9 protein-coding genes and 1 pseudogene are annotated in these 15,961 nt (G+C 63.1%); 6 read left to right on the forward strand and 4 right to left on the reverse strand.

Features of this window, described 5'->3' with window-relative positions:
• A partial coding sequence (locus DMH08_RS17010) for an AfsR/SARP family transcriptional regulator (protein ID WP_199747839.1) occupies window positions 1-1,225 on the forward strand: 1,225 nt, incomplete at its 5' end.
• 91 nt (window positions 1,226-1,316) lie between these two features.
• Here DMH08_RS17010 and DMH08_RS17015 read toward each other — a convergent pair.
• The gene (locus tag DMH08_RS17015; RefSeq protein WP_199747840.1) at window positions 1,317-2,222 is read right to left on the reverse strand and encodes a phosphoadenosine phosphosulfate reductase; all 906 of its coding nucleotides are present in this window, start codon (window positions 2,220-2,222) and stop codon (window positions 1,317-1,319) included.
• Between the two features lie 140 nt (window positions 2,223-2,362).
• Here DMH08_RS17015 and DMH08_RS41030 point away from each other — a divergent pair.
• Window positions 2,363-2,761: pseudogene (locus DMH08_RS41030) on the forward strand (IS5/IS1182 family transposase); the annotation flags it as partial.
• A 45-nt stretch (window positions 2,762-2,806) separates the two neighbouring features.
• Here DMH08_RS41030 and DMH08_RS17025 read toward each other — a convergent pair.
• The 3 genes from DMH08_RS17025 to DMH08_RS17035 are packed head-to-tail and all read right to left on the reverse strand — an operon-like array spanning window position 2,807 to window position 7,199.
• Complete coding sequence (locus tag DMH08_RS17025; protein WP_125615652.1) at window positions 2,807-3,700, reverse strand: phospholipase D family protein; 894 nt, start codon at window positions 3,698-3,700, stop codon at window positions 2,807-2,809.
• Window positions 3,701-3,702: 2 nt separating this feature from the next.
• Window positions 3,703-5,577 carry an ATP-binding protein gene (locus DMH08_RS17030; RefSeq protein WP_233617643.1) on the reverse strand — a complete coding sequence of 625 codons (1,875 nt, stop codon included), beginning with the start codon at window positions 5,575-5,577 and terminating at the stop codon, window positions 3,703-3,705.
• A complete protein-coding gene (locus DMH08_RS17035; protein ID WP_125615659.1) occupies window positions 5,574-7,199 on the reverse strand; it encodes a DEAD/DEAH box helicase in 1,626 nt (541 codons plus the stop codon). The genes DMH08_RS17030 and DMH08_RS17035 overlap by 4 nt, the downstream gene beginning before the upstream one ends.
• An 867-nt stretch (window positions 7,200-8,066) precedes the next feature.
• On the opposite strand from DMH08_RS17035, the gene DMH08_RS17040 reads away from it, so the two are divergent.
• The 4 genes from DMH08_RS17040 to DMH08_RS17055 are packed head-to-tail and all read left to right on the forward strand — an operon-like array spanning window position 8,067 to window position 14,903.
• Window positions 8,067-9,230 carry a cysteine desulfurase family protein gene (locus DMH08_RS17040; RefSeq protein ID WP_125615662.1) on the forward strand — a complete coding sequence of 388 codons (1,164 nt, stop codon included), beginning with the start codon at window positions 8,067-8,069 and terminating at the stop codon, window positions 9,228-9,230.
• Window positions 9,231-9,286: 56 nt separating this feature from the next.
• Window positions 9,287-10,411 carry a DUF4007 family protein gene (locus DMH08_RS17045; protein ID WP_125615665.1) on the forward strand — a complete coding sequence of 375 codons (1,125 nt, stop codon included), beginning with the start codon at window positions 9,287-9,289 and terminating at the stop codon, window positions 10,409-10,411.
• Window positions 10,408-14,073, forward strand: a complete 3,666-nt coding sequence (locus DMH08_RS17050) for an ATP-binding protein (protein ID WP_125615672.1) — start codon at window positions 10,408-10,410, stop codon at window positions 14,071-14,073. Before DMH08_RS17045 ends, DMH08_RS17050 begins: the two co-directional genes overlap by 4 nt.
• A complete protein-coding gene (locus DMH08_RS17055; RefSeq protein WP_125615676.1) occupies window positions 14,070-14,903 on the forward strand; it encodes a phosphoadenosine phosphosulfate reductase family protein in 834 nt (277 codons plus the stop codon). The genes DMH08_RS17050 and DMH08_RS17055 overlap by 4 nt, the downstream gene beginning before the upstream one ends.
• Window positions 14,904-15,961 lie beyond the last annotated feature (1,058 nt).

Raw genomic sequence — 15,961 nt, forward strand, 5'->3', positions numbered from 1 at the left:
CCTGCTGGAAACGACCGACCGGCCCGACCTGGCCTCCCTACGCGCCACCGACCCCGCCGAACCCCTCCCCGTCCTCCTCCTCATCGGCTCGATAACCGACCAAGCAGCCCCCACCCTGCAAGCGATCCTCGGCCTGGGACGCCGCTACGGCATCGGCGCTCTCATCCTCGGCCCCTGGCCCACCGGCGCCACCGTGCACCTCAACGCCGACGCCACCGTCCACCACGCCACCGGAACGAACGCCGACACACTGGCGGGCGCACGCCTGTTCAACCTCACCACCGCCGACGCCGACGCCATGCTCCGCACCCTCCACACCGCCACCGGCGCCGAACCCACCGCGCCGCCGTCCCAGGCCAACGACAACGACACTGCGGCAGCCACCCCCGAACCCACTTCGCAGCCCGAACCGGACCTCGTCCCACCACCCCGCCCCACCAGCGAAGAACCGCCGCGACCCGCCCGACTACAGGTACTCGGCCCGGTCACCCTCCACACCGCCGACGGCCCCATCACCACCGGCCTTCGCCGCAGCGCCCGCGACCTACTCGCCTACCTCGCCCTCCACCCCAACGGCATCACCCGCGACCAAGGAACCGGCGCCCTCTGGCCCGACCACAACCCCGACACCGCCACCACCCAGTTCAACACCGCCATCAGCAACATCCGCAAAGTCCTGCGCACCACCACCGGCCTCCGCGAACCCATGTTCGTCCTCCACAGCACCGGCCGCTACCGCCTCGACCCCCAACTCATCGACGTCGACCTCTGGAGCCTCACCACCACCCTCAACAGCGCCAAACACGCCACCAACGACACCCACCGCATCACCGCACTCTCCCCCGTCGCCGACCTCTACACCGCCGACTTCGCCGACAACCTCGCCCACGACTGGGCCGAAGCCCACCGCGAATACCTCCGCCGCATTACCACGGACGCCCTAACCCGCCTAGCCCAACTCCAACGCGAAGACCACCCCGACAGGGCCCTCACCACCCTCGAGCAAGCCATCCACCTAGACCCCTACGCCGAACCCCTCTACCGCACGATCATGCAAATCCAACTCGACCTCGGCCACCCCGACGCCGCCCACCGCACCTACCGCCTCCTAACCACCCGCTTAGCCGACCTCGACACCGAACCCAACGACCAAACGGAGCAGCTCCTCAACGAACCCCCAACAGCGCCGAACCACCGTGCCAACACATGGCGGACAAAGCACTGAGAGTCACGGCATTTCAACTATGCCACTTCACTCCTAGCGACGGTCAGCGGGTGCAGCCGATTTTGTCGACCGAGCTCATACACAGAGCTTCTCAAGTCATACACCAACCTGAATCACAATCAAGCTCCCCCTCCCGCAAGGGCGCCGCTTCGATCGCTTCACCAAGCGGAACGCCATATCGCGTTAGGTACACAGCATCCCTACCAAGCATGGCTCGCTTCTCGTTAATCACTACTTCAAGCTGAACGGCCTTAGAAAATAGGTCCGGCTCATCACGTCGCTGCAGCCGCCACTCTTCAACCGTTTTTAACGGGCAGAAGTAGCAGGCGCTTTTAGCAGGTACAGGCAGACCAACGCCCGCGACGACATCAGCACAATCTTCACGACGAAGCCCAAGGTCGAGAAGCGGATATTCAATCTTCTCATAAGGTTCACACCGACGCTTGTTGGCTCGATGAATCTCGTCAACGGAGATACCGATCCCAACCGTAGCCGGAAACTGCACGCTTGCACCCCGCTGACGCAACCATTTGCCTACCACTTTGATCTTGAAGTCAGCGGTACACGACCGCCGCCCCGGAGCTCCGTTGCGCATTCGAACGGGTATTGGTATTGATCGCAGATTAGGGTTGTGAAGCTGTCGCCAAAGAGTATCGATACTCCCATCGCGACGGCATCGCCCCACCTCATGCAACTCAAGGCCGTGGCTCCGAGCATAGGGAATGGCGATCTCGCGAACATATGCGAGGGTCGCGGGATGCTCGCTGTCGTCACCAACGTTAGCGAACACAAAGGTACGATAATCAATCTGTCGCTGCGCAGCGAGAACCAGCAAAGCAGTTGACTGCACACCGCCACCATAAGAGATTACCCTGAGCGACTCCATTTCCACCCTTCCCATTTGAGCGACCGGGGTAACCATACATTTTGACATCAGATTTCGCAAGCAATAATTTCGACAAGCCGACATCTCGCGCAAGAAGTATTTATCCTTCAAGCGACAAAGGAAAGTTGCTCTGCAAATTTAGGAGCAGTTACTTCTCCAGCCGAGTCGATGCGGTGCCCACAGGTAAACCCGAGCCGGGTGTAGGTGTCCCGTTGCGTAGGTAGGCGAGGACCAGCACGGCTTTGCAGCCCGCGAAGTTCGGTGTCGGGATCACCACCGCCTACTGGTACATCACCGAGGCGGTCGAGCCCCTTGCCACCCTGGCGCCAACGCTCGCCCGGCGGCTCGGACCGCATCGACGAAGGCGCTCGTCCCGCTCGACGGTACCCTGCTGCCGATCGACCGGGGTCGCCGCCGCCGACCCTTCTACTCCGGAAAGCACACGAAACACGATACGAACGCGCAGGTCCGGCAAGGCATACCAGAGTTGCTAGCGACACGGTTCGCGTCCCCTCCCGCTGCTGGCGGGAGACGCTCTCGGAGGGACAGCAGGCATCAACCGCTCTCATGCCAGGATCCGGGCACTGGTCGAGCAGGCCATCGCCACGTTCAAGTCCTGCCACCTCCTGCGCAGCTGCGCAGCTCAGACTGAGGATGGAAAAGGCACTGTGTCGACCGTCACGGCAGGGTGGAAATCAGCTGAGCTGCCGGCCTTTACGAAGCTCCCAGCCTTCATATGTCCGATAGAACTCTTCGAAGTGGAGAATCCAAGAGGCCAGAGTCTCGATCACGATTTGAACACCCTCTTCATCGCGATTGTCAGCGGCAATGACAGCTCTCACATCTTCTGAACTCAGGCGCCCCTGGTCCAACAGTTCACCCAGACCAGGAATTGCTCGAAGTTTACCTCTCACCGCGGCGTTGAACTCGGCTTCAGTAAGCCCAGCAGGCACGTTAAGATACGCGAGATCTTTAATGACACCGGTTCGAACGGAAGTCGGGAGGTCTCTTTGCCCCTGGTAGGCGGGATACAGGCGGCTGGGGGTTCTGGTGAGGGGATACCAGGATGACAACGGCGGCCCCATCTCCTCGGACAGGACCATTGCTGACCTAAGAATCTCGGACTGCTCGCGGATCAGTGTGGCCAACTCCTGCGACGCGGGAACGAGTTGGCGCTGGATCCTGTCAAGAAGACCTTGAACCTCAAGATGGTCGAGTGCAGTCTCGACGAGAAGCTCGACGTTGGGCATTGGCGCGTGCCCCACGGCCTTAGCGGTGAGATTCGCAGAGCCGACGAGGCATGTGTTATCAGCGACGAAGAGCTTTGCGTGCAGCGCATGACAAAGCCCGATCTGAATACGGTTATCCCTGGCGATGCTATGGATGATCTCTGGGTCGGAGACGCCTGCGGCAACCTCTGCCGGAGACCAGCGTGTGATGCACTGAATCTCCCGCACTCTCGTCGGTACGGCCTCGAGGGCTGCCTCGAACACATCGCGCTTGATAAAGGGAGCTACGAGCATGACGCGGTCTTCTGCGCGGTGAAGCAGACCTTCGATCTGCTCCCAGATGTGTCCTGGGCGCTGCATTGCTAGAAATCTTCATCTTCGATGAAGGTGGTGGCGTAACGGCCCCAGTCACGGCGGGCCGCCTTAAGGGCCTTCAGGTAGTCCCTGTCGGCAGACGCCTCCTGTTCCATACGCGCCCAGGAGAACAGCAGGAGCTTGAACGTGGTGGACGCTTTGGCCAATCGATCACGCAATTCGTCGACCGCGATGTCTTCGGGGACTTCGCCGATCACAGCCATCAGACGTTCATGGAGAACATGCTCGGTGTTGAATACCACCTGAAGAATACTTTTCAGGGGATCGATGACAAAGAAGGCTTCGGTATCCTCCGCAGACTCGATCCAGTTTGCCAAGAGTCCCCGTTCCAGCGACTCCTCAACAATGGAATTAGCGGTTTTCGGATCGACATTATGGCGCTGCGTCAGATTGTCCATCTGTTCTTTGCGCTTCTCGTCGTCCGTTTGCGTCTCACTGACGCGGTCGTTCTCAGTAGCATGTCCGCTGCTTCGGCGCTTCTCGATCGCCTTGGTTGCCTTCTCTGGAGCAGGATCTGGATGACGTGTCGTGCCACCAGAGCGTACGCCAAGAGTTTGTTGCTTGAGGGCGCGTCGCATGGGCGGGAGAAGCTGAGTTTTAATGTAGAGAGCCAGATCGATTAGTGGAAGGCGCGGGTCGCCGAACTCTGCGAGGCGATCTTTGAATGCCTTGAATGTCTCGTCCCCTTCCTTCTCTGTCTCCCAATCGAACCGGGCGAGCGATTCGAATACTGTGGCATTTTGCTTGCTGTTGGTGACTCCGAAGGTCTTGTCGAGCGCTCGAGGGAAGTTCACTTCGATTCCCCACCAGCGTTCGGTGGGATCGTAACCGATGGTCCAGGCACTATCCAGGATTAGTTCCCGATTCTCCCGTACCAGTGACACCCCTAGGTTGCGCCCGGCGTGCTTACCCCAGGGCTGGTCGCCACCCTTTTTGCCAGGGATTGCGTTCTCTGGCCACGGATGGCCGGCAATGTCGGATCGTCGGGCTTCCGGACGCGAAATAGATGCTCGGACGGTAACCGGGTGAGGAGTTCCGTTTTCGTCAGCGATAGAGACTTGGTATTCTCCCGGTCGTTCTGGGTCTCCGAGGTCCCACGCTGTGAACATGGGCTCGGTGCTGAACGGTGCGGGGGTACAGGAGTCGGGTGTCAGGTACAGCGGATCGTTGGGGGCCGCATAGTACTCGCCCTCGATCACTTTGCCTTCTCGGACCGGGGCCATGCGGATGCGTACTTCACCGGACTTGAGGAAGTTGCGGTAAATTCGGCCGATCGCCTCTTCAGTGTGCTTCAGCGTGGTGCTTGCGCCGTGCCAGTCGACTCGGTCCAGGTTGGTCCACAGCACCAACGTGCCCGCCGGGCCGAGACCTTCACTAAGATCGCGCCAGTACTGAGGCACCGGGTCGAGCCGGGGCTCAGGGACGTCGTCAAGGCCAGTCTGGATCTCCTTAAGATCCAGGTAGGTGTAGAGGGCGTTGCCTGGCCCGTTCTTCCACGACCAGACCTCAACTTTCGTACATTGCGACAGGCTGGAGTTTGGCAGTCCCATACCGAAACGTCCGATGCGCCGTTCGCTGGTGCTATGGCCATCGCCGTACTTCAAGGCACGGCGCAGGACATCGGCCTCCATGCCGTGCCCGTTGTCAAGAACTGCGAGCTTGTCGACCCGGTGACTCGTGCGGGCACGGAGTTGGACCGGGCTTTCACAGGCAAACACTTCGACTAGGGACGCTGTGGCGTCGATGCTGTTATCGATGAGTTCGGCAAGCGCGTGTGCGGTGTTCTTGTAGCCGCTGTCGCGCATCGCTTTAACGGTCAGCTCGGGGCTGACGATCCGGTAGCCGCCGTTCTCGCTGCTCATGCGCTCTCCCATACGTCTTCCCAGTTGGTGAATGCTTCAGCGAGGTCACCGAATCCCGGAAGGGCCGGGTCGACGACGGTGACGATCTCGCATGTGGGGGTTCCGCCGGCCTTCGGCCCGCGAATGACACGGCCGACCATCTGGCTGTAGAGGACCAGCGACTTGGTTGGACGGGCGATGACGGCAGCGCTGGCGGCAGGAGCGTCGAACCCTGTTGTCAGCACGCCGTAGTTGCACAAGACCATAGTGCGCGGAGAGCGTCCCTTGAATCGTGCGACCGTTTGCTTTCGGTGGCGTTGTGAGGACTCGCCGGTAATCAAATCGGCGTCAATGTTTTGAGACCGCAGGATCGCTGTCAGGACGCGACAGTGATCAACTGATGCAGCAAACACGAGGACCCGTAGGTTCCGCTGTGCCAGATCGTGGATGGTCTGGATGACCTGGAGGTTCCAACTTTCTGAGACGCTGAGGCGGTCGACCAGGTCTTTGGGGATGTCGAAGGAGCGCCCAATCCGCTGGAGATCCTCCGTGGACAGCTTAAAGCCCGCCTTCGCCGCCACAGTGCGCATGGTCGGTTTGGCAAGGTATCCCTGTTCAATGAGGGCGGTGACGGGATTGCTGTGCCCTCCAATCTGGAGCATCACCTTCTGACGGTGGAAGAACTCGGAAAGTTCTTCGTCTTTGCTGATGTCGGCCCAGGTGCGCCCCGGGGTAGCGGTAAGGCCGAGCAGCGACGAACTAGGGCGGATAGTCAGTGCGTCGACGACCCTCTGGTAGGTGGGTGCAATGATCTGATGCGCCTCATCGAAGATGACCAGGCTGGTGCGGCTAGCGAGCTTACTTAGGTAGTCGGGCTCGCGTTTGGCGGCGGCGACTGCTTTCTCGAGGCCGAGAATGATTATGCCGTCGGTGATGTCGCCGACTTCAGAGGGTGCCACGCTCCAGGAGCGTGCCACCCTCACAGGCCGGTTGCCCATTTTTGTCCAGGCTCGTTCGAACTCTGCGGCGGCCTGTTCCAGAAGTTCCTGTCCGTGGGCGAGCCAGATAACGACGGTAGGGGCATTCTGGCGGAGATGGTCGGCGGCGAGGTACATGGCGCATCGAGTCTTGCCGACCCCAGTGGGCAAGTGCAGCACAGCGCGTCGATACCCGTCGTATAGCAGTGCCTTGCTTCTTTCCACAGCATCGAGCTGATGCGGGAACAGGCTGTACTCGGGAGTGACCGTGATGCGGCTCTGGGGAATAGGCGCTGCGTGTACTTCCGAAGTTTCGCCGAAGAACTCCAGAAGTTGCGTCTTCTGGTCCGATGTCCACGGGAGCGCGTACAGCAGAGCCAGAGGTGGAGCTTCCCCTGTTTCCTGTTGCAATCGCTGGAGGAGCTCGACTTGCTTGGTCTCGGGTAGGAGGGCGAGGAGTTTCTCCCGTTCCGTAGCGTCCCCAATCAGGCGATCAAGATCGAGGGCGACGCTCGCGACGGCACGGAGTCGCGGCTCGGTGACTTGGCCACCTTCGAGGACGTCGAGGAGCCGGCTGAAGTCCTCGCCGAGAAGGGAGCGTATGTAAGGGGGCGATGCAGCTTCAAGGACAGACTCGAAGGAGATGCCGGGTGACCATATCGTCATGAGCTACCACCACCGCGGGTACGTTGAGCACAGGTCTCCACCAGTTGCATTAGGGACCCGATGCCACAGGGCGCGGCCCCTAGCACTCAACGCGGTACGGGGATGTTCGCGTGTCTTCCCATCCGCAACTCCTCCTCGTTGCTTCAACTCAAACCCACACGGCGACTTGGGAGCTTCTTGGTCACGTGAGACCAACCATAGACGGAGACACTGACGCTTTGGGTCCGATTGGGTCAGGTCGCCCAAACCGGCAAACGACAGCGGGCTCATAGCCAAGGCGAACGTCGTAGGCCTGCGAGCCAGCGAAGGACGAACGGGCCATTCGGCGAACCTGCCCGCGTTGCGCTACAGGTTGGCTAGGATCTCAGTCGACTCCTGGAGAGAAGGGAGCGATGCTTGAGCGTCGCCACCAGGAGTAGTGGCCAGATTGTGCAGGAGCGGGGGGATTGCGGATGAGGTTCACCGTGCAAACGTGGTGCACCTCGTCTACCGCGCCACTCCCCCCAAGAGCGGAAGTTCTGCGACCGTCACCGAGTGCACTTCAACGTGCGGGTTACGACTCCGCCGCCGAGCTTGCCAACCGGAACGCACCATCAAGCGTCAACGCGGCTCGACGGCAGGTTGCCGGGCTGCTCGGCCGCCGCCTGAGTCGACCTCGCCCGATTTCATCAGCTTGTTTGCACCTTGTGGGCAAGCATGCGAATGCTCCACATGTGACACGCGACACATCATTAGCGACTGCCGTCGTTCCTTGCTGCTTCCTTACTTGCAAGGGATCGCCCTGTACTCCTGGCAGCTCGGCGGGCGAGAGAGATACGATGCTCCAGGAGTCGCGAGAGGTGAGCATGACGCGGAGAGTCGATCAAGATGACTGAGCCTGAGCCGACGTACCTCGACTACAACGCCACAGCACCACTTCGCCCCGAAGCAAGGGCAATGATCATGGAGGTCTTCCGGCATGCAGGCAACGCCTCCAGCCTTCATCAGGCGGGCCGGAACGCCGCCGCTCGCGTAGATCGGGGTCGACGGCAACTCGCTTCCCTGCTCAACTGCACGCCGGGGGAGCTAGTCTTCACGTCTGGCGCTACCGAGGCGAACAACCTAGCACTCCGCGCTTCCCACGCCGCAGGTGAGGCGTTGGTGATCTCAGCCGTGGAGCACCCTGCGGTGCTGGAGACAGCTCAAGATTTAACCCGTGATCGACCGGAACTGTTGACCAAGCTCCCTGTGGACGGAGACGGCACGGTCGACCTGGAGCCGCTGCGGGAGGTGTGCGCGCAGGAGCGGCTGTCGATTGTCTCGGTCATGTCGGCAAACAACGAGACTGGAGTGCTAACCGACCTAGCGCCGATCATCAAGTTGGCGCACGATGCTGGGGCACTGGTGCATACCGACGCGACGCAACATGTAGGTCGTATCCCGTTAGATCTGGCCGAGCTTGAGGTGGACCTGCTGTCGTTGTCGGCACACAAATTCGGAGGCCCCCAGGGGGTAGGTGCGTTGTTCATCCGGCGGGGCGTCCCCTTGCCGTACCGGCCGTTGTTGACGGGCGGCGGGCAGGAACGCGGTTGGCGCGCCGGGACTTTGAATGTGTCCGGCATCGCGGGAACTGGTGCCGCTGCCGAGGCGGCGCGCCTCAACCTCGTGCAGGAGATGCAGCGGGTAGGAACGCTGCGTACGCTCTTGGAATCCGAGTTGAAACGACGGGTGCCAGGCTGTCGCATCAATGGGGCTGGAACACGACGGCTACCCGGTGTCAGCAGCGTCACCTTCCCCGGGGCCCCAGCGGATGCGGTGCTGGCCGCGATGCCGGAGGTGGCTGCGTCGGAAGGCAGCGCCTGCGCATCCGGAGCGCCGACCCCGAGCCACGTGTTGTTGGCAATGGGGCTGAATCGCGACGATGCCGACGCAACCGTGAGGTTCTCGCTCGGCCACGCCACCACCGAGGACGATGTCCACCATGCCATTGAGGCGACGGTCCGGGCCGTGATGCACGTGCGCACGGCCATGGCCGCCGAAGCAGAACCGTAGCCCGCCGCAGTCCCACGCGCGGCGTCCACCCTGAACCATCGAAAGGGCTCCATCGCATGTCCGACAGTCGGCTCGCAGAGGCAGCCGAGCCGAAGTTCGCCCGGCACGAGACGTTCGCTCCCCGGTTCGGCTGGCTCCACAAAGCTCACAGCGAGATCATGAAGGATGGCGAGTCAGGTAGCGATCTGTTCCACCGTGACGACGCTCCGGTGGTGCTGGGCGTCGGAAAAAACATGGTCCACTCCATCCGGTTTTGGACGCAGGCTTTCAAGCTCACCCGCGAGCATCCGCATCCCGATCCGTCGAACCGAGCGTTGATCGCGTCACCGACCTGGCGTGCGGAGTGGCTTCTGGGCGAGCACGGCGCTGACCCCTATCTGGAGGACAGCGGAAGTCTTTGGCTGCTGCATTGGTGGCTGCTTTCCAGCGAGCCCGGTCCTGGTGGTGCGAAGTGCCTGGTGCCGAGCTGGTATGTGATGTTCCACCTGGCACCGTTCTCCAAGGTGACTGCTGCAGAGATGATCACGCTGATCATCCGGCACGTGAACGAGAGCTACCCACCGGACGCCGTGCCCGCCGCAGAATCGGTCAAGCGGGATGTGGACTGCCTGACCAAAATGTATGCGATGGATCTGGAGGTGCACGCTAACTCTCCAGGCAGCTTCGAGGACCAGCTGATGAGCCCGTTCCGCGAGCTGGGACTGTTGGAGGGGCAGGGGAAGGGCAAGGACCGCGTTTGGCGATTTACCAACCGCCCCCGCGGTAATCTCCCTCCGGCAGTGCTGCTGTACGCGTGCCTGGAGTACGCCGCACAGTTCACCGGCGGCGGGTCGATTTCGCTGGCGCGGCTGGCTAACGAGCCAGGTGCCCCTGGTCGGGCATTCCGCATGCGGGAACCGGAGCTGATCGCCTCCCTCGAGAGCCTCGTCGCGGAGCACAAATCCTTGCAGGTAACTGATTCGCTTGGGCAGCGCAGCCTGAGTTTCACCGGCGCCCCCCAGGAACTTGCATGGGATATTCTGGACCGGCATTATGGCAACATTCGCGTCCAGAACGGCTTCCCTACGCCGCAGCAGTGGCAGCAGCGGTTCTCCGGGTTGGTTGGGACCCGAAGAGGTCGTAAGCGTGGCCGGCAAGCCGGGGAGACCGCAACGCTCGAACTGATCAAGGAGAACGCGTGAGCACGGGCGCCGAGCAGCCGGGACTTCCCCCCCAGGTTCCCGCGGGCATCTCTTTGGTCGGTTCGGAGCTACGCTCCACCAACCTGGAGCGCGATATCCGTGAACCGCACCTCAACGACCCCTATGTAGGGGCCAAAGCGCTGGATGTCCTGGATCGCGTCACGAATGCGGTAGCGGATCCGAAACGGACCCGCGCCTGGTCGTTCACCGGCCCTTACGGATCCGGCAAGTCAACTCTGGCGAACCTGCTGGACGCATTCCTCGTCAAGGATGAGAGTCGCCAGGCCGAAGCATTGCAAGCAGTCGAAGCATCCAGCCCTGGGCTGGCGGCGCGCCTCGCTAAGGCGCGGGATGCTCTGGCCCCCGACGGCTTCCTCGGTGCGGTCACCACGGCGCAGCGGGAACCGCTGGCCGTCACCGTGCACCGGGCGTTGAAGGCGGCCGTGGAACGAAAGTGGAAGAGGCGCCAGCCGACGGCTGTCAAACAGGCGATGGAGACCTGCGCACGGTCGGAGGTGCCCAGCAGCGAGGACCTACTGGCGGCGGTTAATGCGCTCTGCGCCACCAAGCATCCGGTGCTACTGGTCATCGATGAGTTCGGGAAGTCGCTGGAGTACCTGGCCGCCTCAGGCGACTCCGGAGGCGCTGAGAGCGATGTCTTCCTGCTGCAGATGCTCGCGGAGAAGGGGGCCGGGCGCTCCGGGCTGCCACTGTTCATCCTCACACTCCAGCATCTGGCATTCAGCGACTACGCCGCCCGCTCCAGCAGCGTCCAGACCAAGGAGTGGGCCAAGGTCCAGGGCCGGTTCGAGGACATTACCTTCACCCCGAACCTCGGCGACGCAGTCCACTTGCTGCAACGACGCCTCGACCACGGCGCCGTGGACGAGGCCGGCCAGCAGCTCATCAGCCGTCACGCGCAGGCTGCCAGCGAGGCCTGGACCGACCACGGCCTGAACTCCGTGGTCCACATCTCACCAGAGACGTTCGAGGGCTTGTATCCGCTCCATCCGCTGACGAGTGTGGCTGCGCCGCTGTTGGCCTTCCAGATCGGGCAGCACGACCGGAGCCTCATCGGGTTTCTCGCCAACGATGAGCCGAGCACTGTCCGCCGTACTCTGGAGGAGTTCTCGACCGAGGCAGCAGCTCGGGCTTTCACCGTGCGGTTGCCGCAGTTGTATGACTACTTCTTCGCCTCCGGTCGCACCACCATCCTGGCGTCCACCAACGCCAGCCGCTGGCTGGAGGTCGACCACCGGATCAACGAGGCACACGGCATGCCACGCGAGGACCAGGACATCCTCAAGACGATCGGCATCCTCAATCTCATCGATGTTGACGGTGTGCTTCGCGCTACCGCCTCAATGATCCAGTTCGCACTGCAGGACCCCGCTGCGGACGCCGATCCAGAACGATTCACTGAGCTGCAGACACGGCTGCAGCACCTCGTAGACTCGGGGTTCCTCACGCACCGCGCCTACAGCGACGAGTATCGGGTCTGGCAGGGCACTGACGTCGACATCGATGCCCGCGTCAAGGAGATCGCCGTTCGCGTCTCCGCCAACGATGTGGTCGGCTACCTCAGCGAACATCTCGGGGCCGTTTTGCCCACCGAGGTCGTCGCCGGAGCCCACACCCAACGCACCGGTATGCTGCGCTACTTCCGCACCGCCGTCAGCCTCGAGACCGACAAGCTCGATGGCCCGGAGGTGGTGGGCGACGCCGCCGACGGCATGGTGGTCTTCCACCTCGGCGAGCCTGACAGTCGGCCGCTGGTCAACTCACCGCTGCCGGCGCTGATCGGCACGACACGCAACCCGGCGCAGATTCTGGATGCAGGCATCACCCTGCGGGCCCTGGAGGATCTGCGGCACGAAGACGACATCGATCCGGTCGCCGATCGGGAGATCGCCGAACGCATCGCCGAAATCTCCCACGGCATCGGCGCCCAGCTCGATGAAGCGTTCAACCCGCGCAGCGCCGCCTCCTCCTGGTACCTGTGGCCCCGCGGTGAGGACACCCGCACCGTCGAGGGGGAGCCGCTGGAGGCGCGCAGTTTCGCCGCGCTTGTGTCAGCAGCCTGTGACCAGGTGTTCTCCCGGACCCCGCATATTCGCAACGAAATGGCGGGCCGCCACGAACTCACCAGCAACGGTGCCCGTGCCCGCCGTGTGTTGTTGAGCGACCTGGTCACCAAGACCGGCCTGCCGGTGCTGGGGTATGACACCACCCGGTACACCCAGGAACGCGCGATGTACCACGGGGTGGTGGAGTACCTCGGTTTGCACCGTGCCGACGACAACACCAGCGGCGCCATCCAGGCCGGAAGCATCACCACCCACGGTGTAGCACGCCCTACTCCAGAGCAGAACCCGCACGCTGCGCCGGTCTGGGAGGCGTTGGAAGGGATACTGACCGACGCGAAGCAGAACACCCGGATCGTTGACATCTACGCTCAGCTCATGGCGCCGCCGTATGGCGTCAAAGCTGGGGTCGTGCCGATCCTGCTGGTCACCGCGCTGATTGTGCGCGGTGACGACATCGCGCTATTCGAGGAGGGCAACTACTGCCCCCGCCTCTCCCCAGAGGTCATTGAGCGGCTGATCGCCGACAGGGGCCCGGATCGGTTCGCGGTCAAGTGCGTGCCGACCGGAACCGGGCAAGGCCGTCTGGTGGTGGAGGGGCTTGCCGCGTCCCTGGGTGTGGACGTGCCGCGTTCCCGCACGGCACGTAACCCGAAGCTGCTGGCGGTAACCCGGGCAGTGCTGGAGCGGATCATGGTGCTGACACCGTATGCGCGGAAGACCCAGCGGCTGTCGCCAGAGGCACAGCGGGTCCGGCAGGTTCTGTTGACAGAGAATGACCCAGGGCAGCTGATCTTCACCAGCCTGCCGAAGGTCCTCGGGCTGTCCCCCGTTCCCGCGACGGCTCCGGCTAACAAGGCAGAAGCCGAGACGTACGTCGCTAAGCTGACCAGCACGCTGGCCGAAATCTCCGGAGCCCTGGAGGCTCTACGGGCGGATGTCGCAGCCGCGGTCGGCGAGGCGTTCGGGATCTCCGGTGATCTCCCGCAGCTGCGTCGCGGCCTCACCGATGTGCTCAGCGGGTTCGCCGACGCCCCACTCGAGCTGGACCTACAAGGCTTCGTCACCCGAGTCCTGAACACCTCCCTACCGGATGAGGACTGGCTAGACCCGATCATCATCCGACTGACCAACAAGGCGCTCGGAGACTGGACCGATCAAGACTTCGACAGCTTCCCGCTCCGCGTCAAGGAGATCGCACGCCGGTTCGACCGCGTCAGCCACCTGTACAACTTGCAGCAGAAGCAGGACACCTCGCAGACGCCGGCGGCCCTGGCGGTACATGCCGAAGCATCGGAGGTCAGTCTTCAGCCACAACAGGAGCCTCGGGACCATCCGGCGCGGCAGGTCGACACACACCTACTCACCCTCACCAGTCCCCAAGGCATCGAGGAACGCGTGCTCGTGCACATTCCTCACGAATCCAGGAAGATCGTCGACGAGCTGATTGTCAGAGTCATAGAGCAAGCTGAGCACGAGATCGGTAGCGGCGGATCACGCATCCTGCTCGCCGCCCTCGCCGAACGGCTCACCCGGACGGACTCCGACAGCGCCCCCCTCGGGAAGGTGGAACGGTGACCAACGACAACTCCCCAGCCAAGACACGTCACGTCCTGGGCATCTCTGGAGGCAAGGACTCCTCGGCCCTGGCCATTTACATGCGCGACCGTGTCCCGGAGATGGAGTACTTCTTCTGCGACACCGGCGCCGAACTACCCGAAACCTACGAGTACCTCAACCGGCTCGAAGCGGCCCTGGGCAAGCCGATCGAGCGCCTGAACTCCAGCCGCGACTTCGACCACTGGCTAGAGGTGTACCAGGGAACCCTCCCCAGCCCACAGATGCGCTGGTGCACCAAGAACCTCAAGATCAAGCCTCTGGAAGCATGGGTAGGAGACGACGACGTCGTCTCCTACGTCGCGATCCGCGCCGACGAGAACCGCCTCGGCTACGTCAGCACCAAGCCCAACATCCAGGCCGTCTTCCCGTTCCGTGAAGACGGCATCGACCGCGAAGGCGTCGACCGGATCCTGGAAGAGGCAGGCATCGGACTGCCGGCCTACTACGAGTGGCGCACCCGCTCTGGCTGCTACTTCTGCTTCTTCCAGCGCAAACACGAATGGCTCGGCCTCAAGGAACGCCACCCCGACCTGTTCGAGAAGGCGATCGCGTACGAAGAGAAGGTGAACTACCAGGCGACCGCTATGAAGGACCGCAAGTACACCTGGTCCCAAGGCGAATCGCTGGAGGAGCTCCTGGATCGCCGCGAAGAGATCGAGGCCAAGCACGAGGCCGCGCTGTCACGCGCCGCTAACCGCATCAAGCCGAATCGCCCGCTACTGGAGGTCCTGTCGGATGCTCTAGACGAAGACGACGACTCGGTAGGCTGCGCCGTCTGCCACCTCTGATCTGATCTGGCACATCCCACGTCGGCAGCCCGGGGAGTACGTCACAGAAGCAATGATCGCGGTGGCCGGTCCGCCATCGGCAAGAAACGCTCCCAACCGATGTGGCGGGCCACCGCAGCGATCGGTGAGGGTTCCCCTGAACGCTGGCAAACGCCGGGCCGCCAGCCGCGCCCGCGCCGCCGGGGCCGGGACGGTCGGTGCCGACGGCGTCCGGCGGTCACCGGCTGGAGAACGGGTATCACCGGCTGCTGGCCACCGTGTTCGGCACGGTGACCCTTACCCGCTGCGCCTGGCACGCCCCCGGAGCCGCGAACCTATATCCGACCGATCGGCAGCTGTCCCTACCAGCCGGGCGGAACTCGCACGGGCTGGCTCGCCTGGCCGCCCTGGGAGCGGTGCGGGCTCGTTCGACGACCCCCGCGCTTCGATCACTATGCGCTGCGGAAACGTGGTCGACAAACGAGCGCTCCTGTAGCTGGTGCGACAGCCGACATCGACGCCTTCGACGCCTCGGTGAGGCCGCTGCCCAGGACCGCCGACGAACTGCTGGTCCTCAGCACCGACCAGAAGGGCGTGGTGATGCGGCCCGAGCCGTTGCGGCCAGCCACCGTTGAGGCGGCCGCCCGACACGCCCGCAACTTCCGCACCTGCCTGGCCGCCGCAGAGGAGCCCGCCCGAAAACGGATGGCCCCCTCGGCGCGGTCTATGACGCCGAGCCCGCGCCCCGCCGTCCACGACGTGATCGCCGTGCCCGGCGGCCGTCACGGCGACCGGACCATCCGCCCGGGGCCGCGCGACCGGGAAATGGCTGTGCGGGTCGGTAATCGCCGAACCCGGCGAGATGATCGCCCAGGTCGTCGACTAGGCCGAGGCTCGCGACCCTGCCCACGCCCGGACCTGGGTCGTGCTGGTCGACGGCGCCGCCACCAACTCGGTCCGATCCGAGCCGAGGCCGCCCGCTGGCGCGTCACCCTCCACATCGTCATCGATTTCGTGCACATGATCGAGAAGGCTCAGGTGGGACGAGGGACGCCCTCTTGCGCTCGGAGACCTTCCTG

This window comes from Actinomadura sp. WAC 06369 (assembly GCF_003947565.1).
In the GTDB taxonomy this organism is placed as follows: domain Bacteria; phylum Actinomycetota; class Actinomycetes; order Streptosporangiales; family Streptosporangiaceae; genus Spirillospora; species Spirillospora rifamycini.

Coding starts and splice junctions, on each gene's coding strand:
- DMH08_RS17025 (WP_125615652.1), bottom strand. CDS start 3,700: ATGCAGCGCCCAGGACACATCTGGGAGCAGATCGAAGGTCTGCTTCAC.
- DMH08_RS17035 (WP_125615659.1), bottom strand. CDS start 7,199: ATGACGATATGGTCACCCGGCATCTCCTTCGAGTCTGTCCTTGAAGCT.
- DMH08_RS17045 (WP_125615665.1), top strand. CDS start 9,287: ATGTCCGACAGTCGGCTCGCAGAGGCAGCCGAGCCGAAGTTCGCCCGG.
- DMH08_RS17040 (WP_125615662.1), top strand. CDS start 8,067: ATGACTGAGCCTGAGCCGACGTACCTCGACTACAACGCCACAGCACCA.
- DMH08_RS17030 (WP_233617643.1), bottom strand. CDS start 5,577: ATGAGCAGCGAGAACGGCGGCTACCGGATCGTCAGCCCCGAGCTGACC.